This is a genomic window from Streptomyces sp. JLBJ103 (assembly GCF_058215575.1).
On the sequence record NZ_CM177089.1, the window covers coordinates 2,517,740 to 2,542,008 of the forward strand.

The 24,269-nt window shown below is 70.8% G+C and carries 29 protein-coding genes and 1 pseudogene; 18 read left to right on the plus strand and 12 right to left on the minus strand.

Annotated elements, in window-relative coordinates; translation table 11 throughout:
• The first annotated feature begins 38 nt into the window (after positions 1–38).
• The 3 genes from AC4BEG_RS10795 to AC4BEG_RS10805 all read left to right on the plus strand — a co-directional run bounded on the left by AC4BEG_RS10795 (position 39) and on the right by AC4BEG_RS10805 (position 2,732).
• Positions 39–977, plus strand: a complete 939-nt coding sequence (locus AC4BEG_RS10795; protein ID WP_490702801.1) for an amino acid ABC transporter permease — start codon at positions 39–41, stop codon at positions 975–977.
• Positions 978–982: 5 nt separating this feature from the next.
• A complete protein-coding gene (locus AC4BEG_RS10800; RefSeq protein WP_201871674.1) occupies positions 983–1,735 on the plus strand; it encodes an amino acid ABC transporter ATP-binding protein in 753 nt (250 codons plus the stop codon).
• A 307-nt stretch (positions 1,736–2,042) separates the two neighbouring features.
• Entirely contained in the window at positions 2,043–2,732 is a 690-nt protein-coding gene (locus AC4BEG_RS10805) for a CGNR zinc finger domain-containing protein (protein WP_490705669.1), read from the plus strand.
• Between the two features lie 104 nt (positions 2,733–2,836).
• Here the strand turns inward: AC4BEG_RS10805 and AC4BEG_RS10810 are convergent.
• Positions 2,837–3,142, minus strand: a pseudogene (locus AC4BEG_RS10810) (S24 family peptidase); the annotation flags it as partial.
• 113 nt (positions 3,143–3,255) lie between these two features.
• Between AC4BEG_RS10810 and sodN the strand changes: the two are divergent.
• Both sodN and AC4BEG_RS10820 read left to right on the plus strand, forming a co-directional pair.
• Complete coding sequence (gene sodN, locus AC4BEG_RS10815) at positions 3,256–3,651, plus strand: superoxide dismutase, Ni (RefSeq protein WP_201871310.1); 396 nt, start codon at positions 3,256–3,258, stop codon at positions 3,649–3,651.
• Positions 3,652–3,893: 242 nt separating this feature from the next.
• Positions 3,894–4,820, plus strand: a complete 927-nt coding sequence (locus tag AC4BEG_RS10820; RefSeq protein WP_490705670.1) for a phosphotransferase — start codon at positions 3,894–3,896, stop codon at positions 4,818–4,820.
• Here AC4BEG_RS10820 and AC4BEG_RS10825 read toward each other — a convergent pair.
• Together AC4BEG_RS10825 and AC4BEG_RS10830 are read right to left on the minus strand one after the other, a co-directional pair.
• Positions 4,804–5,661, minus strand: coding sequence for an ATP-grasp domain-containing protein (locus AC4BEG_RS10825; RefSeq protein WP_490705671.1), 858 nt, complete (start codon positions 5,659–5,661; stop codon positions 4,804–4,806). The two genes, AC4BEG_RS10820 and AC4BEG_RS10825, sit on opposite strands and share 17 nt — an antisense overlap.
• Before the next feature lie 51 nt (positions 5,662–5,712).
• A complete protein-coding gene (locus AC4BEG_RS10830) occupies positions 5,713–6,219 on the minus strand; it encodes a pyridoxamine 5'-phosphate oxidase family protein (protein ID WP_490705672.1) in 507 nt (168 codons plus the stop codon).
• Between the two features lie 166 nt (positions 6,220–6,385).
• Here AC4BEG_RS10830 and AC4BEG_RS10835 point away from each other — a divergent pair, with 166 nt between their 5' ends.
• Complete coding sequence (locus AC4BEG_RS10835) at positions 6,386–7,594, plus strand: serine hydrolase domain-containing protein (protein WP_490705673.1); 1,209 nt, start codon at positions 6,386–6,388, stop codon at positions 7,592–7,594.
• 31 nt (positions 7,595–7,625) lie between these two features.
• Here AC4BEG_RS10835 and AC4BEG_RS10840 read toward each other — a convergent pair whose 3' ends face one another.
• Positions 7,626–8,729 (minus strand): LysR family transcriptional regulator, encoded by a 1,104-nt coding sequence (locus AC4BEG_RS10840; protein WP_490705674.1) that lies wholly within the window; start codon positions 8,727–8,729, stop codon positions 7,626–7,628.
• Positions 8,730–9,019: 290 nt separating this feature from the next.
• Between AC4BEG_RS10840 and snpA the strand changes: the two genes are divergently transcribed.
• The gene (snpA, locus tag AC4BEG_RS10845; protein WP_490705675.1) at positions 9,020–9,682 is read left to right on the plus strand and encodes a snapalysin; all 663 of its coding nucleotides are present in this window, start codon (positions 9,020–9,022) and stop codon (positions 9,680–9,682) included.
• A gap of 300 nt (positions 9,683–9,982) precedes the next feature.
• Complete coding sequence (locus AC4BEG_RS10850) at positions 9,983–10,201, plus strand: hypothetical protein (protein WP_201871330.1); 219 nt, start codon at positions 9,983–9,985, stop codon at positions 10,199–10,201.
• Here the strand turns inward: AC4BEG_RS10850 and AC4BEG_RS10855 are convergent.
• Positions 10,173–10,754, minus strand: a complete 582-nt coding sequence (locus AC4BEG_RS10855) for an STAS domain-containing protein (RefSeq protein WP_490705676.1) — start codon at positions 10,752–10,754, stop codon at positions 10,173–10,175. The two genes, AC4BEG_RS10850 and AC4BEG_RS10855, sit on opposite strands and share 29 nt — an antisense overlap.
• A 260-nt stretch (positions 10,755–11,014) precedes the next feature.
• On the minus strand, positions 11,015–11,392 hold the full coding sequence (locus AC4BEG_RS10860; protein WP_490705677.1) for an STAS domain-containing protein: 378 nt from the start codon (positions 11,390–11,392) through the stop codon (positions 11,015–11,017).
• Positions 11,393–11,600: 208 nt separating this feature from the next.
• On the opposite strand from AC4BEG_RS10860, the gene AC4BEG_RS10865 reads away from it, so the two are divergent.
• Together AC4BEG_RS10865 and AC4BEG_RS10870 are read left to right on the plus strand one after the other, a co-directional pair.
• The gene (locus AC4BEG_RS10865; RefSeq protein WP_490705678.1) at positions 11,601–12,590 is read left to right on the plus strand and encodes a helix-turn-helix transcriptional regulator; all 990 of its coding nucleotides are present in this window, start codon (positions 11,601–11,603) and stop codon (positions 12,588–12,590) included.
• A gap of 82 nt (positions 12,591–12,672) precedes the next feature.
• On the plus strand, positions 12,673–13,326 hold the full coding sequence (locus tag AC4BEG_RS10870) for an HAD family acid phosphatase (protein ID WP_490705679.1): 654 nt from the start codon (positions 12,673–12,675) through the stop codon (positions 13,324–13,326).
• On the opposite strand, the gene AC4BEG_RS10875 is transcribed toward AC4BEG_RS10870, so the two are convergent.
• Entirely contained in the window at positions 13,305–14,009 is a 705-nt protein-coding gene (locus tag AC4BEG_RS10875) for a DUF2330 domain-containing protein (RefSeq protein ID WP_490705680.1), read from the minus strand. The genes AC4BEG_RS10870 and AC4BEG_RS10875 overlap by 22 nt on opposite strands.
• A 251-nt stretch (positions 14,010–14,260) precedes the next feature.
• Between AC4BEG_RS10875 and AC4BEG_RS10880 the strand changes: the two genes are divergently transcribed.
• Together AC4BEG_RS10880 and AC4BEG_RS10885 are read left to right on the plus strand one after the other, a co-directional pair.
• On the plus strand, positions 14,261–15,223 hold the full coding sequence (locus AC4BEG_RS10880; RefSeq protein ID WP_490705681.1) for a beta-ketoacyl-ACP synthase III: 963 nt from the start codon (positions 14,261–14,263) through the stop codon (positions 15,221–15,223).
• 60 nt (positions 15,224–15,283) lie between these two features.
• On the plus strand, positions 15,284–15,679 hold the full coding sequence (locus tag AC4BEG_RS10885) for a VOC family protein (protein WP_490705682.1): 396 nt from the start codon (positions 15,284–15,286) through the stop codon (positions 15,677–15,679).
• Between the two features lie 73 nt (positions 15,680–15,752).
• On the opposite strand, the gene AC4BEG_RS10890 is transcribed toward AC4BEG_RS10885, so the two are convergent.
• From AC4BEG_RS10890 to AC4BEG_RS10900, 3 genes are all read right to left on the minus strand, one after another.
• Entirely contained in the window at positions 15,753–16,508 is a 756-nt protein-coding gene (locus AC4BEG_RS10890) for a helix-turn-helix domain-containing protein (protein ID WP_490705683.1), read from the minus strand.
• A complete protein-coding gene (locus AC4BEG_RS10895) occupies positions 16,505–16,729 on the minus strand; it encodes a hypothetical protein (protein ID WP_201871342.1) in 225 nt (74 codons plus the stop codon). Before AC4BEG_RS10895 ends, AC4BEG_RS10890 begins: the two co-directional genes overlap by 4 nt.
• Positions 16,730–16,815: 86 nt before the next feature.
• A complete protein-coding gene (locus AC4BEG_RS10900; RefSeq protein WP_490707053.1) occupies positions 16,816–17,727 on the minus strand; it encodes a glutaminase in 912 nt (303 codons plus the stop codon).
• 165 nt (positions 17,728–17,892) lie between these two features.
• Here AC4BEG_RS10900 and AC4BEG_RS10905 point away from each other — a divergent pair, with 165 nt between their 5' ends.
• Positions 17,893–18,483: an N-acetylmuramoyl-L-alanine amidase gene (locus tag AC4BEG_RS10905; protein WP_490705684.1), complete on the plus strand. Its 591-nt coding sequence runs from the start codon at positions 17,893–17,895 to the stop codon at positions 18,481–18,483.
• A 40-nt stretch (positions 18,484–18,523) separates the two neighbouring features.
• On the opposite strand, the gene AC4BEG_RS10910 is transcribed toward AC4BEG_RS10905, so the two are convergent.
• On the minus strand, positions 18,524–20,134 hold the full coding sequence (locus AC4BEG_RS10910; RefSeq protein WP_490705685.1) for a Na+/H+ antiporter: 1,611 nt from the start codon (positions 20,132–20,134) through the stop codon (positions 18,524–18,526).
• 44 nt (positions 20,135–20,178) lie between these two features.
• Here AC4BEG_RS10910 and AC4BEG_RS10915 point away from each other — a divergent pair, with 44 nt between their 5' ends.
• The 4 genes from AC4BEG_RS10915 to AC4BEG_RS10930 all read left to right on the plus strand — a co-directional run bounded on the left by AC4BEG_RS10915 (position 20,179) and on the right by AC4BEG_RS10930 (position 22,609).
• Complete coding sequence (locus AC4BEG_RS10915) at positions 20,179–20,439, plus strand: UBP-type zinc finger domain-containing protein (RefSeq protein ID WP_490705686.1); 261 nt, start codon at positions 20,179–20,181, stop codon at positions 20,437–20,439.
• Positions 20,440–20,486: 47 nt separating this feature from the next.
• Entirely contained in the window at positions 20,487–21,026 is a 540-nt protein-coding gene (locus AC4BEG_RS10920; protein WP_490705687.1) for a GNAT family N-acetyltransferase, read from the plus strand.
• Between the two features lie 243 nt (positions 21,027–21,269).
• The gene (locus AC4BEG_RS10925; protein WP_201871347.1) at positions 21,270–21,683 is read left to right on the plus strand and encodes an ATP-binding protein; all 414 of its coding nucleotides are present in this window, start codon (positions 21,270–21,272) and stop codon (positions 21,681–21,683) included.
• Positions 21,684–21,700: 17 nt separating this feature from the next.
• Positions 21,701–22,609, plus strand: coding sequence for an RNA polymerase sigma factor SigF (locus AC4BEG_RS10930; RefSeq protein WP_372444706.1), 909 nt, complete (start codon positions 21,701–21,703; stop codon positions 22,607–22,609).
• 37 nt (positions 22,610–22,646) lie between these two features.
• On the opposite strand, the gene AC4BEG_RS10935 is transcribed toward AC4BEG_RS10930, so the two are convergent.
• A complete protein-coding gene (locus tag AC4BEG_RS10935; protein WP_490705688.1) occupies positions 22,647–23,174 on the minus strand; it encodes a hypothetical protein in 528 nt (175 codons plus the stop codon).
• Positions 23,175–23,257: 83 nt separating this feature from the next.
• On the opposite strand from AC4BEG_RS10935, the gene AC4BEG_RS10940 reads away from it, so the two are divergent.
• The gene (locus AC4BEG_RS10940; RefSeq protein WP_490705689.1) at positions 23,258–24,226 is read left to right on the plus strand and encodes a diacylglycerol/lipid kinase family protein; all 969 of its coding nucleotides are present in this window, start codon (positions 23,258–23,260) and stop codon (positions 24,224–24,226) included.
• Positions 24,227–24,269: the final 43 nt, after the last annotated feature.

A 24,269-nucleotide genomic window follows, 5' to 3' on the forward strand; every position in this document is an offset into this window, starting at 1 on the left:
TTTCCTTCCTCGCGCGCTCGCGCTGAAAGGCACAATCCGTGACAACTAAGATCGACAAGGCGGACCCGGTCGACGCCCCGCCGCCCGCGCCGGAGAACATCAAAGCCATCCCGGTGCGGCACTACGGCCGCTGGATCACCGCGGTCGTCGCCATCGCCCTCATCGTGACACTCGTCATGGCCTTCGCCCGCGGCGATGTCAACTGGGGCGCCATCCCGGACTACTTCTTCGACAAGGAAGTGCTCCGCGGTGTCCGCAACACCGTCTGGATCACCATCCTGTCGATGGCGCTCGGTGTGGTCCTCGGCATCATCCTCGCGGTGATGCGACTGTCGAAGAACCCGGTGACCTCCTCCATCGCCTGGGGCTACATCTGGTTCTTCCGCGGCACCCCGGTCTACGTCCAGCTGCTGGTCTGGTTCAATCTCGGCCTGGTCTTCAACTACATCAACCTCGGCCCGATCTACAAGGACGAGTGGTCGGACTTCATGACCCCGTTCCTGGCCGCCCTGCTGGGCCTGGGCCTGAACGAGGCCGCGTACATGGCCGAGATCTGCCGCGCCGGTCTCCAGGCGGTCGACGAGGGCCAGACCGAAGCCGCCCAGGCACTGGGCATGAGCCACGCCAAAACGCTGCGCCGGGTGGTCCTGCCGCAGGCGATGCGGGTGATCGTGCCGCCAACGGGCAACGAATTCATCAACATGCTCAAAACCACCTCACTGGTGATCGCCGTGCAGTACTGGGATCTGTTGCAGGCCACCACCAACGTCGGCCAGAACACCGGCGCCACCGCCGAGATGCTCTTCCTGGCCGCCGCCTGGTATCTGATCCTCACCTCGGTACTGAGCGTGGGCCAGTACTACCTGGAGCGGTACTACGCCCGCGGCTCCAGCCGCTCCCTCCCGATGACCCCGCTCCAGCGGATCCGGGCCAACCTGCTCTCCTTCAGCAACCGATCCGGAGGTGTCCGCGCATGACCGCCATGGTGAAGGCCGAAGGTGTGCACAAGTCCTTCGGCGCGGTCCAGGTCCTCAAGGGCATCGACCTCGAGGTCGCCCCCCGCGAGGTGTTCTGCCTCATCGGCCCGTCCGGCTCCGGGAAGTCCACCTTCCTGCGCTGCATCAACCACCTGGAGAAGATCAACTCCGGGCGGCTGTACGTCGACGGCGACCTGGTCGGCTACCGGCAGAAGGGCGACAAGCTCTACGAGCTCAGGGACCGCGAGGTCGCCGAGAAGCGGCGCGACATCGGCATGGTCTTCCAGCGCTTCAACCTCTTCCCGCACATGACCGCGCTGGAAAACGTCATCGAGGCGCCGGTCCAGGTCAAAAAGGAGACCAAGGCGGTCGCGCGGGAACGCGCGCTGAAGCTGCTGGACCGGGTGGGCCTGGCCGACAAGGCGGGCAACTACCCCTCCCAGCTCTCCGGCGGCCAGCAGCAGCGCGTCGCCATCGCCCGCGCGCTGGCGATGGAACCCAAGCTGATGCTCTTCGACGAGCCCACCTCAGCCCTCGACCCCGAACTGGTCGGCGATGTCCTCGACGTCATGCGCGGACTGGCCGAGGACGGAATGACGATGATCGTCGTCACCCATGAAATGGGCTTCGCCCGCGAGGTCGGCGACTCGGTCGTCTTCATGGACGACGGAGTCGTCGTGGAATCCGGACACCCGCGCGAAGTGCTGACCAACCCACAGCACGAGCGGACCAAGTCCTTCCTGTCCAAGGTCCTCTGACCAGAACCCATGCGACAACACCAGGGCGGTACGGCCATTGACAGGCCGTACCGCCCTCGCGCGTTCTCCACGCGCCTCCTCAGCGCTCCCCTGAGCTACTTCAGCCCCAGGACCGATCGCGTCCAAGGCCGCCTGGCCGGCGAGCGCCTCGACCGCGTCGAGCATCGCCCGGAACCGCTCTTCACGATCGCGGAGGTAGCACTCTCTTTGTCATCGCGCCACTCCCTCCCACGGTCCGTAATACCCTGGTTTGCAAGGCGCCCATTACCGACCGCCCGACCTCACAACACCTCCATAAGGACCACAAGTGGAACTGGCTTATTACTCGGATCTCGCGGTACGCCTGGTCAACAGCGAGGAGCCCGTCCGCGGTACCGACGCCCTGACCTCCGTGGAAGCCGTGCGCACACTCTTCGGCGAGAGCAAACAGGCGGCCCGGCGCGCCACCGACGCCGATGTCACCCGGCTCAGGTCGGTACGGGCACGGCTGCGGGCGGTCTTCGAGGCTGCGGCGGAGGGGGACGAGGTACGGGCCGTGGACCTGCTCAACGCGCTGCTGATCGAGTTCCCGGTGAGCCCGCAGATCACCGGGCACGAGACCCGCGACAAGGACAGCCGCCCCTACTGGCATATGCACATCGCGGACTACGCGGCCAACGCGGGCGCCGGATTCGCCGCCACCGCCTCGATGGGGCTCGCCTTCCACCTCACCGAGCTGGGCGCCGACCGGCTGGGCATCTGCGAGGCGTCGCCCTGCCGCAACGCCTATCTCGATACATCGACAAATCGATCCCGGCGCTACTGCTCCGACCGCTGCGCCACCCGCGCCAATGTGGCCGCCTACCGCGCCCGCAAGCGCCTCGACGCCGAGCGGTCGGCCGCCGCCGAACCCGGCCCGCGCGCCCCCCGCGAGGACCGGGAAGACCGCAAGGACCGCGACCGCACCGGCCGCACCGCGGACGCCGCCCACGACAGCAGCCCCGCGATGGAGCGCTGACCCCCAGGCCCCGCCCCGGGCCGCGGCCGCAGCCGCACCCATGCCCGAGCGACCACCAGCTCGTCCGGCACCACACCGAACTCCCGGCTGTCGTTCTCCACGTACGGATTGTCGCCCCGCACCCACCAGCCGCCCTCGCGCCGCTCCACCGCGCGCTTGACGATCAGCAGATCCTGCCGGAACGGATGCCGCAGCACCACCACGTCCCCCGGCCGCACCGGCGCCCCGTACCGCACCACCAGCTGGTCACCGGGGTACAGCGTCGGCTGCATCGACGGGTTGTAGACCTCGGCGAGCCCGATCCGCAGCAGTCCGTGCTGATCCCGATCGCGCTCCTGCCCGCGATCGTGCAGCTCCTCCCGCATCACGGCACCTCCGGTCTGTACGCCACCCATCACCATCGCAGGCATCCCAGATTGCCACCGGACTTTTGACCTAAGCCCCCCGGGGCGCCCGAGAAAAGCCTTCCCGCACGGAGTAATGTCGCACCTGAGAAGACGATCACGAATGGAAGGACAGCTCTATGCTCTCCCGCCTGTTCGCATCCAAGGTCCAGGTCAGCGCCCACTGCGACCTGCCGTGCGGTGTGTACGACCCGGCCCAGGCCCGTATCGAGGCGGAGTCCGTCAAGGCCGTACAGGAGAAGTACCAGGCCAATGAGGACCCCCACTTCCGCGCCCGCGCCACCGTTATCAAGGAGGAGCGCGCGGAGCTGGCCAAGCACCATGTCTCGGTGCTGTGGAGCGACTACTTCAAGCCCCCGCACTTCGAGAAGTACCCGGAGCTGCACCAGCTGGTCAACGACACCCTCAAGGCCCTGAGCGCCGCCAAGGGCTCGACCGACCCGGCCACGGGCCAGAAGGCGCTGGACTACATCGCCCAGATCGACAAGATCTTCTGGGAGACCAAGAAGGGCTGACCCGGCCCTTCACCAGCATCGCCCGACCGCACCCGGACCGCCTCTGGTGGTCCGGGTGCGGTCGTCTCGGTCCGGTAGCGGGCGAAGGACCCGGACTGTGCGGGGCGCCGATACGGTGCCGGGGTGGGTGTTCAGGGTGCGGAGGCCGCTGCGTCGGGTGAAGCCACGGCTGATCTTGCCGCGGTGGCGGAGGGGTTCGGACTGGCACGATCCGTGCGGCCCGGTATCTGACGAACGGGCTGATGAACCGCAACTGGCGCATCGAGACCGGCGCGGGCGTGTTCGCCGTGAAGCAGCTGGTGGACGTCCCGGTGCCGAGGGCCCGCCGGAGCCTTAAGGTGCTGGAGTCCCTGGCCGGTCTCGGACTTCCGGTAGGTGCTCCGCGCCTCGGTCGGTCCGGGGAGCCGGTGGTGAGCGTGGGTGAGAACACCTACTGCCTGCTGCCGTGGGCCGCCGGTGAGCACCGCGCGGGGGCCGCCTTGGAGATCGACGAGGCGAGCCGTCTCGGGGAGCTGCTGGGTACGATCCATCACCGCCTGGCCTCTTCCGGCGTGGGCCTGCCCGCCGTTGTGGAGACGCCGCGAGCGAAGGTGACGGTGCCGGCCGACGCGCTGGCGGAGGCCGACCGGTTCCTCGGCACGATCGCGGAGCTGGCCCACCCCGGCGCCTTCGACCGCGATGCGGCAGCCGCGCTGCGCCGACGGAAAGAGCTGATCGGGGAGTTCGCCGCGCACCGTCCCGGGAGTGATGCGCCCCTGGGGCCGGTGGGCTGGACGCACGGGGACTTCCAGCCCCTGAACGTCCTGTGGGACGGCTCAGCGGTCTCTGCGGTGCTGGACTGGGACCGGCTCGGTATCCGCCCCTACGGGGAGGAAGTCGTGCGGACGGCTCAGGTCCAGTTCGGTGTCGGCGACGGCCGTCTGGACCTCGATCGCGTGGCGGCGTTCGTCTCCGGGTACCGGTCCGTGGTGCCGATGACGGACGCCGATCTCGCGGACGCCGAGGAGCGGCTGTGGTGGAAGCGGATGACCGACTACTGGCAGCTCCAGTGGCACTACGACAGGAACGATCACGGACCGGATGCCCTGTGGGTCGCGGGTGAACGGCTGTTGGAGTGGTGGACCGGCGCCCGCGACGCGGTGCGGAGCGCCCTCACCACCTCCGCGTAGCCCACGCCGGGCTGACGCCGGACGTTGGACGTTCCGGTGAGGGCCCGGCGCTGAACGGCCGGTCGCGCTCGGCCAGCCGTTCGCGGGGGCCCGCCGCGCGGAGGACGACGTCCAGGGCGCGGTCGGGGTCGGCGGCGTAACAGGTGCTGAACCAGGCCATGTTGGCCTCGACCACCGCCCACTCCCCCGTGGTGCCGCGCTCGGGAGTGGACAGCAGTCCGACGTCCAGTACGACGGCGCTGGGCAGGGTGTGGGCCTGGTCGGTGAGGAAGCGTTCGGTGAACGACAGAAGGGCGTTCCGGCGCGGGTGGTGGTCCAGCGGGGCCGCGTCGAGGTGGCCGAAGGTGGCGTACTGCGCGCCGGTGCGCACCTCTCCGTCCAGCAGGAACAGCCGGAACTCCGCCGCCCAGGTCACCACCTCGCTGATTTGCGCCGGGGTGTGGGGCGGCAGCCCCGGTCCGGTGGGCAGTCGGGTGCCGTCGGGGTAGACGGCGGCGGGAAAGCTCTTGTCGCTCGGCGGTTTGATGAACGCCGGGTGGGTCAGGCGGCGGGCCTCGGCCAGGGTCCGGGTGGTGATGCGCCGCCCGGTGTACGTCCGGGGCAGGGCGGGCAGCCAGTCGTCGGTGGGCTCCAGCAGGGCTATGTCGAGATCACCGGCGGTCCGCGCGGCGAAGGCGGGGCCGCCGTAGTAGTGTCCGCCCGGCCGCCCGCACAGAGCACGCGCCGCGGCCGGGGTGGAGAGTTCCACCACGTCCATACCGCGCCGCCGGGCGGCGGCCGCGAGCAGATCGCGGGTGGGGCTGCGGCCCGGTGCCACCGCCAGAAAGCCTCGCTCGGTCATGGGCGCCGACGATGCCATCGGCCAGGGGCATCAGGCCACACCATTTCGGGGTCAGAAGCCCCAGCGCGTCTGGCCGTAGACGCCCTTGCGGAAGCCGAACGCCGTGGCCGGAGCGACCGCGTAGACCAGGGCCTCACCGCCTTCGTGGTGGAAGGAGCCGTCGCGCACCTCGAAGGTCCACTCCTCGCCGTACTTGGTCACATACGCCTCGGCCACCCGCCGCAGCACGGCGTCGTCACGGACCGCGGCGGCCTCGCCCTCGACCACCAGGTCCAGGCCCTCGCGCAGGGTGTTGGCGCCGGTGGTGAGAGCGCAGTGGGGGTTGTGCGCCAGGTTCCTGGCCTTCTGTTCGCCGGCGCCGGTGCAGAAGTAGAGGGCGCCGTCGAGCCAGACCGAGAGCAGCGGGGTGACATGGGGGCGGCCGTCGCGGCGGACGGTCGACAGCCAGTAGAGCTCGGCCGCCGCCAGCCGCTCCCGTCCTTCGGGCCAGGGGGTGGCGGTGGCATCGGGGCTGCTGAAGCGGGTGTCCAGGGCGGTCCGCGGCTCGTTCTCCGTCATGTGCTCGCTCCTCACTGCGATGCCGTGGCGGCAGGGCGGTCCGGTCGGCGCGCTCCCGTCGCCTCTGTCGTCTGGGACCGCGCGGCGGACCGGAACTCATCGCTCACCGCCGCGGCTCCGGAAGGAGTCTTGACGAACACCCCGTACCGGATGAAAGGGACACGCGATGGGTTCCGGAGGATGGTCCACCGCTCGGCTGGACCGGATGCGTGATGTCCTGGCCCGCCATGTCGCGGAGGGAGCGGCGCCGGGCCTGGTGGCGCTGGTCAGCAGAGGCGGTGAGACCCATGCCGAGGTGATCGGGGCGCAGGCGTTCGACGGTGCGCCGATGCGCCGGGACACCATCTTCCGGATCTCCTCGATGACCAAGCCGGTGATCGCGGTGGCCACGATGATCCTGGTGGAGGAGTGCGCGCTGCGACTGGACGACCCGGTGGACGAGCTGCTGCCCGAACTGGCCGGCCGCAGAGTGCTGAGACGCCCGAACGGGCCGCTGGAGGAGACCGTTCCGGCCGAACGGCCCATCACCGTACGCGATCTGCTGACCTTCCGGATGGGGTTCGGCCTGGTGCCCGGCTCGCCCGGCGGCCATCCGGCGCTGGCCCGCGCGGAGGAACTGGGGCTGGCCATGGGGCCGCCGAAGCCCGCCACCCCGCACGGCCCCGACGAGTGGCTGCGGCGGTTCGGCACCCTGCCGCTGATGCGCCAGCCGGGCGAGGCATGGCTGTACCACACCGGGTCACAGGTGCTTGGGGTGCTGATCGCCCGCGCTTCGGGGCGTCCGCTGGAGGACTTCCTGCGGACGCGGATCTTCGAACCGCTGGGCATGAGGGACACCGGCTTCCATGTGCCGCCCGCCGAACGGGACCGGTTCGCCGCGTCCTATCTGGCCGATGTCACCACCGGGAGGCCGGAGTTGTACGACGCGGCCGAGGACGGGCAGTGGAGCCGCCCGCCAGTGTTCCCCGACGGCGGCGCGGGCCTGGTCTCCACGGCCGACGACTACCTCGCCTTCGGCCGGATGCTGCTCGCCAAGGGGCGGTACGGCGCCGGTGAGCGGCTGCTGTCCCGTCCCGCGGTCGAGCTGATGACGACCGATCAACTCACCCCCGCCCAGAAGGCCGCCTCCGGGGCGGCGCCCGGGTCCTGGGACCACCGCGGCTGGGGCTTCGGCGTCCAGGTGGTGACCGGGCGGGACGCGATCGAGGCGGTGCCCGGACGGTTCGGCTGGGACGGCGGGCTGGGGACGTCATGGGCCTCGGACCCGGCCGAGGAGCTGGTCGCCGTGCTGATGACGCAGCGGGCGCAGTTCCCCCGGTTCTCGCCCGTCCACCTCGACTTCTGGACGCTGGTCTACCAGGCGATCGACGACTGAATCGAGGACTGAGCGGCCCTCGTACGGTGGGCTACGAGCCGTCGGCGGGACCCGCGAGCCCGACACCGAGCAGCGGATCGGACAGCGGCTCGGGCAGCGCATCGGACAGTGGATCGGGCCGAGGATCGAGCAGCCGGGCGTCATGGAGGCGCAACAGGGGACTCTCGTTGCGCACCAGCCACTTGCGGTACGCGTCGCTGGCCCACGCGATCTCGAAGTAGGCGTCCGCGAGGTCGCCGAAGAGTGCGTCGACATCGAGGGATCCCTCAGACGGACCGGCCCCGGAGCTCCCCGCGCCCGCCGCCGTCACCGCCCGCGAGGCCAGGAACAGCCGGACGGTCAGCGGGTCCCCGCTCAGGGGGCGGACGGCCATGCCCTGGCGGGAGCGGGCGGTGGGCTGGCAGGGGGTGACCACTTCGCCGGAGGCCACCAGGTCGGCGGCGGTGAGGTAGTCGCCGTAGACCACCCGGGGACTCAGTCCGGCCGCGGCCAGCACCCGCCGCAGCCCAGGACCCTCGCCGTCCACGCTGGGGTCGACCATCCACTGGTCGGTGGCGAGGTCGGCCAGGTGCACCGTGTGCCGGGCGGCCGCCGGATGGGTGTCGGCCAGGGCGACGAACTGCGGTTCGCGCGCCACCAGGACGCGGCGCCGGACATTTTCGGGGACCCGCAGCGGGACGCCCTCGACCTCGTGGACGAAGGCGACGTCCAGCTGGTTGGCCGCGACCATCTGTAACAGCGCGTTCGCGGACACATCGATGTGGATCGTGGTGTCCGTGTCGGGGTAACGGACGCGGAGCCTGCGCAGCCAGCCGGCCACGGCCCGGCTTCCGGTACTGCCGATACGCAACTGGGCGCCCGCGGCCTGCCCGGCCTCCAGCCGGACCTCGGTGAGCAGGGCGCTCATCTCGGCCACGATCGGCCGGGCGCGGCACAGCACGGACCGCCCCAGCGGGGTCGGCCGGCTGCCGGTGACCTCCCGTGAGAACAGCCGGCCGCCGATGGTGTCCTCGATCCGCCGGAGCTGGGTCGTTAACGAGGGCTGGGTCATGCCCAGTTGACGTGCCGCCTTTCGCAGGCTGCCGGTGTCGGCTATGGCGCATAGTGCGCGGAGGTGCCTCACCTCGAGCTCCATAACGGGAGCATAACGGCGCTCTCGGGTGTCACACCAGTCTCGAAATCCCCACCAAATTTGCCTCATGTTTGGCCAATTGGTGGCCAAACGCCGATCAATCTGGAGTGAATCGGCCCTGGCGCACCTGCCGGTCGGAGCGCGGTGATGCGTTCGCGCTATCACCCTTTGATATCTCTACGGCAGGCCCATTCTCCTCAAGACTCTGCGGAACCAAGAGTTCATCCCACGGCTCAAGGCCGCCACCCCACTTCAGGCGGCCGTGGGCCCGAGGACGATGAGGAGCCCCCCACATGACACTGCCCAAGTTGACGCTGACCGCGACCCTCGGGATCGGCCTGGCGGCCGCCCTGGCCCTGCCGGCGTCCGCGGCCACCATCGACCACAGCCCGGCCCAGCGGAGCTCCGCGGCCGCCGGGTACACCGCGAGCGGCGAGAAGCACGGCGACACCGACGCCTTCATCAAGGCGGTCATGAAGTCCGCGCTGGCCAAGAAGGCGAAGGCGCACAACAAGTCGGCGGCCGTCACGGTCACCTACGACGCCAGCGAGGCCCCCAAGTTCAAGGACCAGATAGCCCGCAGCGCCGAGATCTGGAACTCCTCGGTGAGCAATGTGCAGCTCAAGGAAGGTGACAACGCCGACCTCAGCTACCGCGAGGGCGACGACGCCCGGGGTTCGTACGCGGACACCGACGGGCACGGCAAGGGCTACATCTTCCTGGACTACGCGCAGAACGAGAAGTACGACTCGACCCGCGTCACCGCCCACGAGACCGGCCACGCGCTCGGTCTGCCGGACCACTACGAGGGACCGTGCAGCGAGCTGATGTCCGGCGGCGGCCCCGGCCCGTCCTGCACCAACTCGCAGCCCGACGAGAACGAGACCGCCAAGGTCAACGAGCTGTGGGCGAACGGCTGGGCCTCCCTCGAGAAGAAGCTCGCCGGCACCCGCTGATCCGGCACCGGGGCCGACCGGCCCGGCCGGTGATCCCAACAGTCCCGGTCGGCCCCACCGGTGACGCCGATCCCCTCGCTCCATGGTTTCAGGGCCCATGGACCAGGGCCCCCGCCCGCCCGCACCCGGCCACCCGATGCCGGGTGCGGGTGGTCGACGGGGGAGGTCGGCGGGGTCGGTCGGCGGGTGCTCGGCGGGAGACGCCATCCCCGGTCGGAGGTACCGTGTAGACACCGAGCATGTCGCACAAACCGGCCGGATTCCCTCCAGGCTGGGGCCCGGCCCCAGGGAGTGAGCACCATGCAGACCGTCGTCACCGTGGTCGTGATCCTCGGGCTGATCGCCATCGGCGTTCTGCTGATCCACCGGCTCAATGTCCAGCAGGGCTACCACATCTCCGCCGAGCGTCACGACGACATCCGCGGCGGTCGCCGCCATCACCACCGCCACCGCGGTCCGGGCCGGGGACGGACACACCCCGAGCACGGAGTCACCCCTCCGCGGGACCGCCGGGCTTAGACGACGCCGTACGGTCGGGCGTAGGCGACCCCGTACCGCCGGACGCAGGCCCCGTACCGCCGGACGCGGACCCCGTACCGCCGCCGCACGCGGTCTCCTCCTCCCGGAGCGCCTCCTCCAGCGTGGGCACCGGCTGGAACACCTCGGACAGACCACCCACCCGCAGGGTGCGGAGGATCAGCGGATGGGCACAGACCAGGCGCATCCGGCCGCCGCGCTCCACGACCCGGCGCCGGGCCCGGCACAGCAGCCCAAGACCGGAGCAGTCGAAGAAGGTGGTGCACGTCAGATCGATCACCACGGCGGGAGTGGCCGTGGCGGCGTCCAGCTGGGGACCCACACTCGCCAGCCCCGCGATATCGATCTCGCCGTGGAGCTCGACCACGGTGCACCGGCCGACCCGGTAGGTCACGGCGCACGGCTCCGGCTCCGGTGCCGCGGGGCGCTCCGGCAAGGGGCATAAGCCACCGGCGGCGGTATCGGGGAAGGGATCGGGGCGCACCCCGGCGTCCGACGACACCGGCGCGCGGCGGAAAGCGCCTGGCTGCGTCATCGCGATATCCCCTCGGAACGGCATACTGCCCCCTCTCACCCCCGCCAGGGTCCCGCGCGCGGGCACCTCGGGCATCTGGTGCAGATCCGCCGGTCCCTGGTGTGGCGTGCGGCGAGCGTAAGGGGGTGACCGCCGGTTACAGGGGGCGAGGCGCGAAATTCCGCCACCAAAAAGCGTTCTTCCGGGTGAATTTCCACTCTTACTATTGACGCCTGGTCAGATCGAACTCAGACCCTCAGACCCTCGGGCACGTCAGACACTCAGGCATGCTCAGAAGCCGGAGCCGCCGCCCCCGCGACCGCCGGAGTCAGATCCTCCAGCACCTCGAAGGCGTCATCGAGCCGGACCATACGCAGCAGCCGCAGAAACCGCGGATCGTCGATGACCAGCCGCAGCCGGCCCTCGCGCTCCAGCACACGATTGCGCAGTCGGCACATCAGGGACAGCCCGGCGCAGTCCAGGAAGGTGACCGGGCGGAGGTCCAGCACCAGATCCGGGCACCTGACCTGGGCGAGCGACTCCAGCCGCGCCGCGATCCGCCCCGCGGCGAAGATGTCCAGCTCTCCCGCCACTTCGGCCACCGTGACGCCACCGAGCACACGCACACGGACTCCGAAGGCGGGCCGATCATCGAACATGCAAGCCTCCTCTGCATGGTGGAGGCGCGCGACACCGCAGCACCCGGAGATGACACAGCGTCCGTCAGGGGTGCGCGGACACCACACACCGCCGCTCCGGTCACCACCGGGGCCCAGGCCGGCCCTTCAGTACATGACATACCCATCTACCGGCTGACCAGTCAACGCACGCCACGGCACGTGACGTTGGCCTATTTAGGCTGACGCCATGACCGACACCCCCGCCCGACTGCTGACCCTGCTGTCGCTCCTCCAGACCCCGCGCGAGTGGCCCGGCAGTGAGCTGGCCGGGCGGCTCGGCGTCAGCCACCGCACCATCCGGCGCGATGTCGAGCGGCTGCGCGACCTGGGCTATCCGGTGGCCGCGAGCAAGGGCGCCACCGGTGGCTACCGCCTGGTGGCGGGCACCGCCATGCCCCCGCTGCTGCTGGACGACGACGAGGCGGTGGCCATCACGGTGGGGTTGCGCACGGCCGCGGGCCACACCGTCGAGGGCATCGAAGAGGCATCGGTCCGAGCGCTGGCCAAACTGGAACAGGTGCTGCCGTCCCGACTCCGCCACCGGGTCGGCGCCCTCGGCTCCGCCACCGTCCCGCTGCCGCCCGCCGTGGCCGTGCCCACCGTGGACCCCGGCCGGCTGACCGCGCTGGCCGCGGCGGTGGCCGCGCACGAGCGGCTGCGCTTCGACTACCGCGCGGGCGACGGCACCGAGACCCGGCGGCTGGTGGAGCCGCACCGCCTGGTGGCCGCGGGCCGCCGCTGGTATCTGGTGGCGTACGACAACGACCGTGCGGACTGGCGCACCTTCCGGGTGGACCGGGTCCACGACCCCCGCCCCACCGGGGTACGCACCCCACCGCGCACGCTGCCCGCCGAGGACGCGGCGGCCTTCGTCACCCGCTCTCTCCAGGGCCTCGCGCCCGGCCACCGGGCGGTGGCCACCGTGCGGCTTCCCCACGAGGCCGTGGCCCGACTGATGCCGGGCGCCGAACTGGAGCCCCTCGACGAGCACTCGTGCCGGGTGCGCACCGGCACCGAGTCCCTGGAGTGGCTGGCCTTCCGGCTGGTGCTGCTCGACGCCGAGTTCGAGGTCCATGAGCCGCCCGAGCTGATCACGTATCTGCGCACCCTGGGCGCCCGGGTGCTGCGGGCGACCGAACCCCCAACTGGGGTCGCACGGCAGTCCGTTACTGAGTAGTAATGCAATAGCCTCCTTTCGTCCACCAGAAGCCGTGAACATGCCATCCAGGGGGGAGACCCAACGACTGAGGATGTGACCGATGACAGCAGCACGTACGCGTTCGCGACGGTTCGGCGCGACGACGGCGGTGGCGGTGGCCCTCGCCTTCGGCGTCGGCGGAACCGCCACGACGGCGAACGCGGCGGCCCCGGCCGCCGCACCGGCTGCCGCCAGTGCCACAACCGCCGCGAGCGCCGGGAAGGTCGACTACGAAACCTGGCAGCGCGATGTGACGGAGATCGTCGACAACCAGGCCCGGCCCTATGTCGAGGAGCGCACCGCGAACCCCGGCGGCCAGAAGCAGGCCATCGTCCTCGACATCGACAACACCTCGCTCGAGACGGACCTCGGCTTCACCCTCCCCCAGCACGCCGTCGACCCGGTGCTGAAGCTCACCCAGTACGCCCACCAGCGCGGTGTGGACATCTTCTTCGTCACCGCCCGGCCCGGGATCATCTACCCCATCACCAAGTGCAACCTGGAGCACGTCGGCTACGCGGTGAAGGACCTGTACGTCCGCTTCCTCCCGGACCTCTTCAAGGACGTGGGCGAGTACAAGGCCGCCCAGCGCGCGAAGATCGAGGAGAAGGGCTACACGATCATCGCGAACATCGGCAACACCCCGACCGACCTGGTCGGTGGCCACGCCGAGCGGCACTTCAAGCTCCCGGACTACGACGGCCAGTTGTCCTGAGCCGGGGCCGGGCAGCCCGGCCCCCAGCGCACCGTCCGGCGGCGGCGCCCGCGGAGCACGGCCACGAGCACACCGGCCGTGACCAGCAGGCCGCCGCCCACGGTGAGCAGCCACACCGGAAGACCGCCCGCGGTCAGCAGGGTGTCGTGGTAGACGACCCGCTGGTACGCGCTGTCGCGGACGGCGCGCCGCAACTCGCGGTCGCCTGAGATCAGTTCCGGCCGGGGGAACTCCTGCCGGAACGCGGTGAGGAACATCCGCCGCCCCGCCGGCTTCTCCAGCTCGCCCCGCGGCGCGCCAGGCGCTCGGAGGCGAAGCGCAGCCGCAGCGGTTCCAGAGTTGCCGCCCAGGAACGCCCGGCCGCCCGTGGCGCTGCCGCCGGTGCTGCCCGTACCGCCGGTGTCCCCGGTGTCGTCCGAGGCGTCCTCGGTGGGTGCCGGCCGGACGGCCACGTACTCCCCCTTCGCCCGCACAGAGGGCTTCAGTCCGTCCGCCGGCCGGTCGGGCAGTTCGAAGCCGTTGCGCTCCAGCCAGTCGCGCAGCGCGTCCGGGTAGGCCGCGGTCAGCCGGGCGACGTCGAACGGGTCCAGCCGCACCACGACCAGGGCCCGCCGCCGCCCCGGCGACAGCCGTCCCCCGAATCCCCCGATCTCCGCCGTTCCCCTGAATCCCCGTTTTCGCACTATTCACGCTTTTATGCGTGTTTCCACGCCCGTTGTTGTCGCGGACACGGCCTCAGACGGGGCGGGCGGGGGTTATGGTTCCACTTCTGGAAAGGCCGGAAGCTCCAGATCTCGGCGCGCAAGATTGGTGGGTACCCCCGCGCCCGCGCGCCCGGTGGGCACCAAGACTGGACACACGCGGACGGTGCGTCCACACCCCCGCAAAGGACACGGAGTCCTCACCGCCCGCCACCCGCGCGAAGGGATGCCCGATGACCGGATCACACATACTGGCGCTCGGCCACTACCAGCCCGCGAAGATCCTCACCAACGACGACCTCGCGGCCATGGTCGACACCAGCGATGAGTGGATCCGCAGCCGCGTGGGCATCCGCACCCGGCGCATCGCACGCCCCGACGAGACGGTGGACGAGATGGCCGCGGCGGCGGCCGCCAAGGCCCTGGCGCACAGCGGACTGTCGCCCTCCGACATCGATCTGGTCCTGGTGGCCACGTCCACCGCCATCGACCGCAGCCCCAACATGGCGGCCCGGGTCGCCGAGCGCATCGGTCTCGACCGCCCGGCCACCATGGACGTGAACGTGGTGTGCGCCGGGTTCACCCACGCCCTGGCCACCGCCGACCACACGCTGCGCGCCGGGGCGGCCACCGCCGCGCTGGTCATCGGCGCGGACAAGTTCACCGAGGCCGCGGACTGGACCGACCGCTCCACCTGTGTGCTGCTCGGCGACGGCGCGGGGGCGGCCGTGGTGGTGCCCGACGACCAGCCGGACACCGGACCGCAGACGGTCCCGGGGATCGGCCCGGTGGTATGGGGCTCGGTGCCCACGATGGGCGGCGCGGTCCGGATCGAGGGCACCCCGATCCGCTTCTCCCAGGAGGGCCAGTCCGTCTACCGCTGGGCCACCACCCAGCTGCCGCCCATCGCGCGGGAGGTGTGCGAACGGGCCGGGATCCGCCCCGAGGACCTCGCCGGGGTGGTGCTGCACCAGGCCAATCTGCGGATCATCGAGCCGGTGGCCCGGAAGCTGGGCGCGGTGAACGCGGTGATCGCCCGCGATGTCGTGGAGTCCGGCAACACCTCGGCGGCCAGCATCCCGCTCGCCCTGTCCAAACTGGTCGAACGCGGCGAGGTCGGCTCGGGCGATCCGGTGCTGCTCTTCGGCTTCGGCGGCAACCTCTCCTACGCGGGCCAGGTCATCCGCTGCCCCTGAGGCCGGAACCCGTCCGATTCGTTCAAGACCGGCCGTCCGCCGACTGCCTACGCTGCCCGCATGACACCACGATTCGACGCGATCAGCATGGTCGTCGCGGACATGGCGGCGTCCCTCGCCTTCTACCGCCGGCTCGGCCTGGACATCCCCGCCGAGGCCGACACCCAGCCGCACGCCGAGGCAACCCTGCCCGGCGGAACACGGCTGCTCTGGGACACCGTCGAGACGGTCCGCTCCTTCGACCCGGACTGGACGGCACCGAGCGGTTCCAGCCGGCACTCGCTGGCCTTCCTCTGCGACGGCCCGGCCGAGGTGGACACCGTCTACGCGGAGCTGGTGCGATCGGGCGTGCCGGGGCACAAGGAGCCCTGGGACGCCTTCTGGGGGCAGCGCTACGCCGTGGTGCTGGACCCGGACGGCAACGGCGTGGACCTCTTCGCACCGCTGCCCGGCTGACGAAACGGCGCTACGAGGGCGAGGGCGTGGGCGCGGGTGCGGGAAGACCGGGCGCCGCCCGCTGGTACCCGGCTCAGCCGGACTCCGTCAGCAGCCGCCCCAGCGGTACCCCCGCCATCGCCCGTACCTCCCGGGCCAGATGGGCCTGGTCGGCGTACCCGGCCACCACCGCGACCTCCGCGAACGGCACACCGCCGCGCGCCAGGTCGAGCGCCCGGTTCAGCCGCAGCACCCGCCCCAGGGTCTTGGGGCCGTAGCCGAAGGCCGCCAGCGAGCGCCGGTGGAGCCGCCGCTCCCCGAGCCCGGCCCCCCGGGCCACCTCGGCCACGCTGTGCCCGCGCGCGAGCCCGGCGACCACGGCCGCCATGGCCGGATCGGGGGGCGGCGCCTCGCGCAGCCGTCCGAGGGCGGCGTCCTCCAGCGCGCGGCCCACGACGGCCGCCACGGCCTCGGGTTCCGTACCCCCGGCCGCCGCCCGCCCGGCCACCAGACCGGTCAGCCGCCGCATCTGCGCCCCGGGCCACAGCGCGGCCAACGGCACCCGCAGATCCCGCAGTTCATGCGCGGGCACACCGAGTACGGCCGGACCAGTGCCCGGCGCGAACCGCAGACCGACGTAGCGGGTGCCGCGCGGGGCGGCGGCCAGCTGGGCCCGGGTGTCAGGACCGGCCACGAAGAGTTCCCCGTCCGGGGCGTCACCGCCCGCGTCGGTCCAGATCAGATCGGTACAGCCGTCGGGCAGCACCCGCTGCGGCCCGTCTCCTGTCGTACGGGTCCACACCACTGCGCCGCCGCCGAGCCGCGACCCCCGCTCGCGGTATGCGCTCACGGCACCTCGCGCAGATACATCGCACCGCAGGAGTGGCAGAACGGACCGCTGTCGCCTGTGGCCCACAGATCGGCCGCCTGGGTCTCCGCGTCCGCGGCCAGCTCACGGCCGCACATGGCGGTGGTGCCATTGGCCCGGACCATGTGCCAGATCTTGACCGGCGCACCGGCCACCCGTCCGGAGCTGCCCTCCTCGTACTCGGCGCGCATCTCGTGCTGCATGGCGGTACACCTCCTGCTCACCACCACTCCCTCCATGCTCCCGCCCGGCCCGGCCGGACGCCACCCTTGAGTCCGCCGCATACCGCTCAGAACACCGACCAGCCGGTCAGCGTCGTGAAGTGGTCCAGCGCGGCGACCCCGGCCACCGAATTGCCGCGCGCGTCCAGGCCGGGGCTCCAGACGCACAGGGTGCAGCGGCCCGGGATCACCGCGATGATGCCGCCGCCGACACCGCTCTTGCCGGGCAGCCCGACCCGGTAGGCGAAGTCGCCCGCCGCGTCGTACGTACCGCAGGTGAGCATGACCGCGTTGACCCGCTTCGCCTCGCGCCGCGACAGCAGCCGGGAGCCGTCCGCGCGCAGTCCGTGACGGGCCAGGAAGGTGCCCGCGAGCGCCAGATCGCGGCAGCTCATCTCGATCGAGCACTGCCAGAAGTAGTGCTCCAGGACGGTCGGGACGGGGTTGTCGAGGTTGCCGTAGCCGGCCATGAAGTGCGCGAGGGCGGCGTTGCGGTCGCCGTGGTCGGATTCGGAGGCGGCCACGGCCGGATCGAAGGCCAGCTCGGAGTTGCCGCTCTCGGCGCGCAGGAAGTCCAGCATGGTGGTGCTGGCGTCTCCGGTCAGGCTGTGCAGCCGGTCGGTGACGACGAGGGCACCGGCGTTGATGAACGGATTGCGCGGAATGCCGTTCTCGTACTCCAGCTGCACCAGGGAGTTGAAGGGGTTGCCCGACGGCTCCCGGCCGACCCGTCGCCAGATCTTCTCGCCGTCCTGGGCGAGGACGAGCGCGAGTCCGAACGCCTTGGAGATGCTCTGGACGGAGAACGGCACCTCCCAGTCGCCGACTCCGGTGACCCGGCCGTCGACGTCGGCGACGGCCATTCCGAAGCGATGGGCGTCCACTTCGGCGAGCGCGGGGATGTACTGGGCCACCTGCCCCCGGCCGATCTGTGGCTCCACATGGGCCGCGACCTCGTCGAGTACTGCCTGGTAGTCCATGGTGCCGTGGTTCTCCTGCGCGTCGTCGGGCGGATCAGAACGCACGATAGCCACCCGCACCAACCAATCACCCCATGTGTTTATGAGACCGCATTGGGTAAGCAAGCTGGTGAACGAGCGGGCCGCGGCCGGCGCGCCCGCCGCATGAGCAGAACGGAGGCGGTCATGGCCTCACCCATGTCCGCTGGGGACTTCCTGTCGGCGTTACAACGCGAGGGCCTGCGCGTGGTGCAGGTCGGGGACTGGCGCAATCACAACAGAAACCACAAGGGCCCCTGGGGGCCTGTGCATGGAGTGATGATCCACCACACCGTCACCTCCGGCACCGCACAGACCGTGGAGATCTGCCGGGACGGCTATGAGTCCTTGCCCGGTCCGCTGTGCCATGGCGTGATCGCCAAGGACGGCACCGTGCATCTGGTCGGCTACGGCCGGGCCAACCACGCCGGTCTCGGTGATGACGATGTGCTGCGGGCGGTGATCGCCGAGCGGGTGCTGCCCCCGGACAACGAGGCGAATACGGACGGCAATCGCCATTTCTACGGCTTTGAATGCGAAAACCTCGGGGACGGCGAAGATCCGTGGCCCGAGGCCCAGTTGGAGGCGATCGAGCGGGCCTCGGCCGCGATCTGCCGCCATCACGGCTGGACTCAGCGCTCGGTGATAGGCCACCTGGAATGGCAGCCGGGCAAGGTGGATCCGCGCGGTTTCACCATGGACGCGATGCGGGCGCGGATCCGCGAGCGGCTGGCCTGACCGCGCGTTCGTTCCGTGCGGGGGCCCGGGGGCGGGCGGCTCAGAGCCCGCCCTCCGCGGCCTCCTCGCGGAAGGCGGCGGCCTCCTCCAGATCCAGTCGGCGCAGCAGCCGGCGCAGCATCTCGTCGTCGATCCGGCGCTGGTTGCGCAGTTCGACGAAGACGCTCCGCTCGACCTCGATGATCTCGCGGGTGAGTCTGCGGTAGGTGTCGTCCACCGACTCGCCGGTCACCTCGTTGACCGCGCCGAGCCGTTCCCACACCGCGTTGCGCCGCCGTTCCAGCACATGGCGCAGCCGGTCGACCAGGGGCGGCGGCAGCGCGTTGCGCTCATCGGCGAGGAGTTCCTCCAGGCGGGCCTCGGCGGCCCGGGACGCCTCGGCCTGCGCCTGTGCCTCCATCAGCGTCTCGGCCTGGGGATCGCGGCCGGACACCCCCAGCCGCCGGATCAGGGCGGGCAGGGTGAGCCCCTGGACGACCAGGGTGCCGATCACGGTGGTGAAGGTCAGGAAGAGGATCAGATTGCGGGCCGGGAAACCCTCCCCGCCGTGCACGGTCGGCGGGATCGAGAAGGCGATGGCCAGCGAGACCACTCCGCGCATCCCGGCCCAGCCGACGATGAGGGGGGTCTTCCAGGTGACGCCCGGTTCGCGTTCGCGGATCCGGGGAGAGAGCGCCCGGGGGAGGAAGGTCGCTGGGAAGACCCAGGCGAAGCGCATGAGGACCACAGCCAGGAAGACGACGAGCGCATACCCGGCGGCCTCGCCCGAGCCGTACGGCCCCAGGCCCTGGAGCACCACCCGCAGTTGCAGCCCGATCAGCGCGAACACCGCCGACTCCAGGATGAAGGCGATCATCCGCCACACCGCCGCCTCCTGGAGCCGGGTGGCGAAGTCGACCTGCCAGGCGTGGTGTCCGAGGTAGAGGCCGACGACCACCACGGCCAGCACCCCGGACGCCTCGACCTGCTCGGCGGCGGCGTAGGCGACGAACGGGATGAGCAGCGAGAGGGTGTTCTGGAGCAGCGGATCGCGCAGCCGTCGGCGCAGCCAGTGCAGCGGCACCATCAGCACCAGACCGACTCCGACCCCGCCGACGGCCGCGAGCAGGAACTCACCCGCGCCGTGCACGAAGGAGACCCCCTCCCCCACCACGGCGGCGACCGCCACCCGGTAGGCGGTGATCGCCGTGGCGTCGTTCACCAGGGATTCACCCTGGAGGATCGTGGTCATCCGGGCCGGCAGTCCGAGCCGGCGGGCGATGGCGGTGGCCGCCACCGCGTCCGGCGGTGCGATCACCGCGCCCAGCACCAGGGCGGCGGCCAGCGACAGTTCGGGCACCAGCAGATAGGCGATCCCGCCGACCGAGACGGTCGCGAACAGCACATATCCGACCGACAGCAGCCCGATCGGGCGCAGATTGGCCCGCAGATCCAGATAGGAACTGTCCAGCGCGGCGGTGTGCAGCAGCGGCGGCAGCACCAGCGGCAGCACCACGTCCGGGTCCAGGGTGTAGTCCGGCACCCCCGGCACGAAGGAGAGCACCAGCCCGACCGCCACCAGCAGCAGCGGCGCGGGCACAGGCGTGCGCCGGGCCGCTCCCGCGATCGCGGCGCTGCCCGCGACCAGCATCAACAACGGCAATACATCCATCGGCCCCGGCCCGTCCCCATCGTGTGGCGTCTAACCTGGCAATCATGAGCGAGTGCACTCATGTTCCCGACCTGCCGCGCCCCGATCCCCGGCCGCTGGCCGACACCTGCCCGGAGTGCCTGGCCGCCGGAAGCCATCCGGTGCAGCTGCGGATGTGTCTGGAGTGCGGCCATGTGGGCTGCTGCGACTCCTCCCCCTACCGCCACGCCACCCGGCACTTCGAGGAGACCGGCCATCCGGTGATGCGCAGCTTCGAACCAGGCGAGGAGTGGCGCTGGTGCTATGTGGATCTGCTGATCGTCTAGTGCGGACGACTGCCGCGGCACCGGTGCCTCCGGTTAGCCTTCATCACATGATCAGGCCAGCGAAGCCGTCTGACGTCCCGGCCATCCTCGCGATGATCCGGGAACTGGCGGAGTACGAGAAGGCGCCGCAGGAGGCGAAGGCCACCGAGGAGCAGCTGCGTGAGGCGCTCTTCGGGCCGGACCCGGCGGTCTTCGCACTGATCGCCGAGGAGGCCACCGGAGAGGGCGCGGAGACGGTGGGGTTCGCCCTGTGGTTCCGCTCCTTCTCCACCTGGACCGGCACCCACGGGGTGTACCTGGAGGATCTGTACGTCACTTCGCGAGCGCGCGGCGGCGGCCACGGCAAGGCGCTGCTCGCCGAGCTCGCGCGGATCTGCGTGGAGCGGGGCTACTCCCGCTTCGAGTGGTCGGTGCTCGACTGGAACGCTCCGGCCATCGGCTTCTACGAGTCCCTGGGCGCCGAGCCGATGGACGAGTGGACGGTCCGCCGACTGACCGGGGAGCCGCTGCGCGCATTGGCCGCCCAGGCCCCGGGCACCTCTTCGACCAGCGATTCGTTGGGTGGGGCGATATCTCTTTCGAATTGAGACCGCAGACCCCTAGCCACGCTGCGTACTCATGTGCTTACTATGAGTGATATCGCGAACCTTCGGGTCGGGTTCACCCATGACGGGGGCCGTGCTTCGTCCGGGCGACACCGAACCGCAGATCGCGATAGCGTCGCAGCCGAACCACACATCGCGCCGACTGTCCTCCCTCCACCATAGGGGCATACGGGCGGCGCTCCAATCAGCTCAGCTCAACCAGCTTGTGTCACCTTGGAGGTGAGGGTGTCCCAGATCGCAGGCGAGCCCGGGACCCAGGACTTCGTCGAAGTCCGGCTGCCCGCTGCGGGGGCGTATCTGTCGGTGCTGCGTACGGCCACGGCCGGCCTCGCAGCCCGGTTGGACTTCACCCTTGACGAGATCGAGGATCTGCGTATCGCCGTTGACGAGGCCTGCGCGATCCTGCTTCAGCAAGCCGTCCCCGGCAGTGTGCTGAGCTGCGTCTTCCGCTTGATCGACGACGCATTGCAGGTGACCGTTTCGGCTCCCACCACCGACGGCCGCGCGCCCGAGCGCGACACCTTCGCCTGGACGGTGCTCTCCGCACTGGCGGGCAAGGTGGACTCGACCGTGGCCGAGGACCGTACGGTCACCATCAGCCTGTACAAGGAGCGCGGCGCCGGCCCCGGACAGCCGTGACGGAACGAGGGGGCTCCGTGAACACTGCATCATCGCGGGGAGTGGGTACCCCGGCCATCCCGCACCCGCCGGCCCGGCCGCATCCCGCGGACTCGGAGGCGGCGGGAGACCGACCAGAGCGGGCGGACCACATGGATCAGCACGACCACGAGCAGACGCATCACCACGATCCGCATGACCGGAGCGGCGCGCGGGCGATGTTCATCGAGCTGCGTCAGCTCCCGGAGGGCTCCTCCGAGCGGGCCGAGCTGCGCAACCACCTCGTGCGTATGCATCTCCCGCTGGTGGAGCATCTGGCCCGGCGCTTCCGCAACCGCGGAGAGCCACTGGACGACCTCACCCAGGTCGCCACCATCGGGCTGATCAAATCCGTGGACCGCTTCGACCCGGACCGCGGGGTGGAGTTCTCGACCTATGCGACCCCCACGGTCGTCGGCGAGATCAAGCGGCACTTCCGGGACAAGGGCTGGGCGGTGCGGGTGCCGCGCCGTCTCCAGGAGCTGCGGCTGTCGCTGACCACGGCCACCGCGGAGCTCTCCCAGCGGCACGGCCGCGCCCCGACCGTCCACGAGTTGGCCCAGCATCTGTCCATCTCCGAGGAAGAGGTGCTGGAGGGGCTGGAGTCGGCCAATGCCTACAGCACCCTCTCCCTGGACGTACCGGACACCGACGACGAGTCCCCGGCCGTCGCCGACACCCTCGGCGCCGAGGACGAGGCGCTGGAGGGCGTGGAGTACCGCGAGTCGCTCAAACCACTGCTGGAGGATCTGCCGCCGCGGGAGAAGAAGATCCTGCTGCTGCGCTTCTTCGGCAATATGACCCAGTCGCAGATCGCACAGGAGGTCGGCATCTCGCAGATGCATGTCTCGCGGCTGCTGGCGCGCACCCTCGCCCAGCTGCGGGACCGGCTGTTGGTGGAGGAGTAGCGGGCGGCGGCGCGGAAGGGCGCGGGCGACGCACCGGTCAGGCGTCGCGCGGCCCGATCCCCAGCGCCTCGGTCGCGGTGGGGTTGATCAGCAGCGCGAGCACGGCGAGGGCCGCGACCCCGGTCGCCGCTCCGGCGGCGATCAGCCCGCCACCGTTCTGCACCAGGGTCCAAGCCACCGGCAGCGCCATCAGCTGGGTGATCATCGCGGGGCCGCGGCTCCAGCGGCGGAGCAGCAGCAGCCCGCGGGCGGCCACCAGCGGCAGCGCGGCCAGCGCCAGCACGGTGACTCCGAGCATCTCCGCCTGCTGCGGGCTCTCGGGGTCTCCGGTCAGCCCCATGATCAGTACATAGACACCGAAGCCCACGAGCACCACACCCTCGACGGCGGCGAGCACCGCGGCAGCGGTGATCCGCGCCGGGCGCGGCACGTCGGGGGTGGTGTCGGCAGCGGCGGGCGCGGCGGCGGCCCGCTGTGCCTGCTTCCCCTGCGGCGCCTTCTTCCCTTGCGGCGCCGTCCCGGCGGCGCGGGCCTTCTTGGCGGGGGCGGACTTCTTACTGCTCACCCCAGCAGCCTAGCCGCCGCACGGGCCGTTGGGGCGCACCCGGGGGGTACGGGCGTTCACCGCGGATGGGTAGGCTTTCGCGCATGCGCGCACTCCTTGTGGTCAATCCGGCAGCAACCACCACCAGTGCCCGCACCCGTGACGTACTGATCCATGCGCTCGCCAGCGATCTGAAGCTGGACGTGGCGACCACGGAGTACCGGGGGCACGCACGCGATCTGGCCCGTCGCGCGGTCGACGGCGGCACCCATGAGCTGGTGGTCGCACTGGGCGGGGACGGCACCGTCAACGAGGTGGTCAACGGGCTGCTGCACGACGGCCCCGCCCCGGAGGAGCTGCCCCGGCTCGCCGTGGTCCCCGGTGGCTCCACCAATGTCTTCGCCCGCGCCCTGGGGCTGCCCAATGACGCCGTCGAGGCCACCGGCGCCCTGCTGGACGCGCTGCGGGACGGCACCGAGCGGACCGTGGGCCTCGGGCTCGCGGGCGGCACCCCGGGCACCCCGGACGAGGCGGTACCCGCCCGCTGGTTCACCTTCTGCGCCGGCTTCGGCTTCGACGCGAGCGTGATCGGCCGGGTCGAACAGCAGCGCGAACGCGGCAAGCGGTCGACCCACGCCCTCTACATACGGCAGATGCTCCGGCAGTTCCTCGGGGAACCGCACCGGCGCCACGGCACCATCGGCCTGGACCGGCCCGACCAGGACACGATCAAGGATCTGGCCCTGGCGATAGTCTGCAACACCACTCCCTGGACCTTTCTGGGCAACCGCCCGGTCTACGCGGCGCCCCGGGCCTCCTTCGACACCGCACTTGACGTGCTGGGACTCACCAAGCTGTCGGCCCCGGCGATGACCCGCTACGCCACCCAGCTGCTGATGTCGACCCCCGAGCGGGGGCCCCACGGCAAGCACGCGATCTCACTCCATGACGAGACCGACTTCACCTTGCATTCCCAGGCGCCACTGCCGTTCCAGATGGACGGTGACCATCTGGGACTGCGTACGAGTGTGACGTTCACAGGTGTACGCCGTGCACTGCGTGTGATTGTGTGAGTGAGACCCCCAAAAGTCCTTCCAGTCGAACGTTTAGCCTGGC

Coding starts and splice junctions, on each gene's coding strand:
- AC4BEG_RS10800 (WP_201871674.1), top strand. CDS start 983: ATGGTGAAGGCCGAAGGTGTGCACAAGTCCTTCGGCGCGGTCCAGGTC.
- sodN (WP_201871310.1), top strand. CDS start 3,256: ATGCTCTCCCGCCTGTTCGCATCCAAGGTCCAGGTCAGCGCCCACTGC.
- AC4BEG_RS10820 (WP_490705670.1), top strand. CDS start 3,894: ATGAACCGCAACTGGCGCATCGAGACCGGCGCGGGCGTGTTCGCCGTG.
- AC4BEG_RS10825 (WP_490705671.1), bottom strand. CDS start 5,661: ATGACCGAGCGAGGCTTTCTGGCGGTGGCACCGGGCCGCAGCCCCACC.
- AC4BEG_RS10830 (WP_490705672.1), bottom strand. CDS start 6,219: ATGACGGAGAACGAGCCGCGGACCGCCCTGGACACCCGCTTCAGCAGC.
- AC4BEG_RS10835 (WP_490705673.1), top strand. CDS start 6,386: ATGGGTTCCGGAGGATGGTCCACCGCTCGGCTGGACCGGATGCGTGAT.
- AC4BEG_RS10840 (WP_490705674.1), bottom strand. CDS start 8,729: ATGGAGCTCGAGGTGAGGCACCTCCGCGCACTATGCGCCATAGCCGAC.
- snpA (WP_490705675.1), top strand. CDS start 9,020: ATGACACTGCCCAAGTTGACGCTGACCGCGACCCTCGGGATCGGCCTG.
- AC4BEG_RS10850 (WP_201871330.1), top strand. CDS start 9,983: ATGCAGACCGTCGTCACCGTGGTCGTGATCCTCGGGCTGATCGCCATC.
- AC4BEG_RS10855 (WP_490705676.1), bottom strand. CDS start 10,754: ATGACGCAGCCAGGCGCTTTCCGCCGCGCGCCGGTGTCGTCGGACGCC.
- AC4BEG_RS10860 (WP_490705677.1), bottom strand. CDS start 11,392: ATGTTCGATGATCGGCCCGCCTTCGGAGTCCGTGTGCGTGTGCTCGGT.
- AC4BEG_RS10865 (WP_490705678.1), top strand. CDS start 11,601: ATGACCGACACCCCCGCCCGACTGCTGACCCTGCTGTCGCTCCTCCAG.
- AC4BEG_RS10870 (WP_490705679.1), top strand. CDS start 12,673: ATGACAGCAGCACGTACGCGTTCGCGACGGTTCGGCGCGACGACGGCG.
- AC4BEG_RS10880 (WP_490705681.1), top strand. CDS start 14,261: ATGACCGGATCACACATACTGGCGCTCGGCCACTACCAGCCCGCGAAG.
- AC4BEG_RS10885 (WP_490705682.1), top strand. CDS start 15,284: ATGACACCACGATTCGACGCGATCAGCATGGTCGTCGCGGACATGGCG.
- AC4BEG_RS10895 (WP_201871342.1), bottom strand. CDS start 16,729: ATGCAGCACGAGATGCGCGCCGAGTACGAGGAGGGCAGCTCCGGACGG.
- AC4BEG_RS10900 (WP_490707053.1), bottom strand. CDS start 17,727: ATGGACTACCAGGCAGTACTCGACGAGGTCGCGGCCCATGTGGAGCCA.
- AC4BEG_RS10905 (WP_490705684.1), top strand. CDS start 17,893: ATGGCCTCACCCATGTCCGCTGGGGACTTCCTGTCGGCGTTACAACGC.
- AC4BEG_RS10910 (WP_490705685.1), bottom strand. CDS start 20,134: ATGGATGTATTGCCGTTGTTGATGCTGGTCGCGGGCAGCGCCGCGATC.
- AC4BEG_RS10915 (WP_490705686.1), top strand. CDS start 20,179: ATGAGCGAGTGCACTCATGTTCCCGACCTGCCGCGCCCCGATCCCCGG.
- AC4BEG_RS10920 (WP_490705687.1), top strand. CDS start 20,487: ATGATCAGGCCAGCGAAGCCGTCTGACGTCCCGGCCATCCTCGCGATG.
- AC4BEG_RS10940 (WP_490705689.1), top strand. CDS start 23,258: ATGCGCGCACTCCTTGTGGTCAATCCGGCAGCAACCACCACCAGTGCC.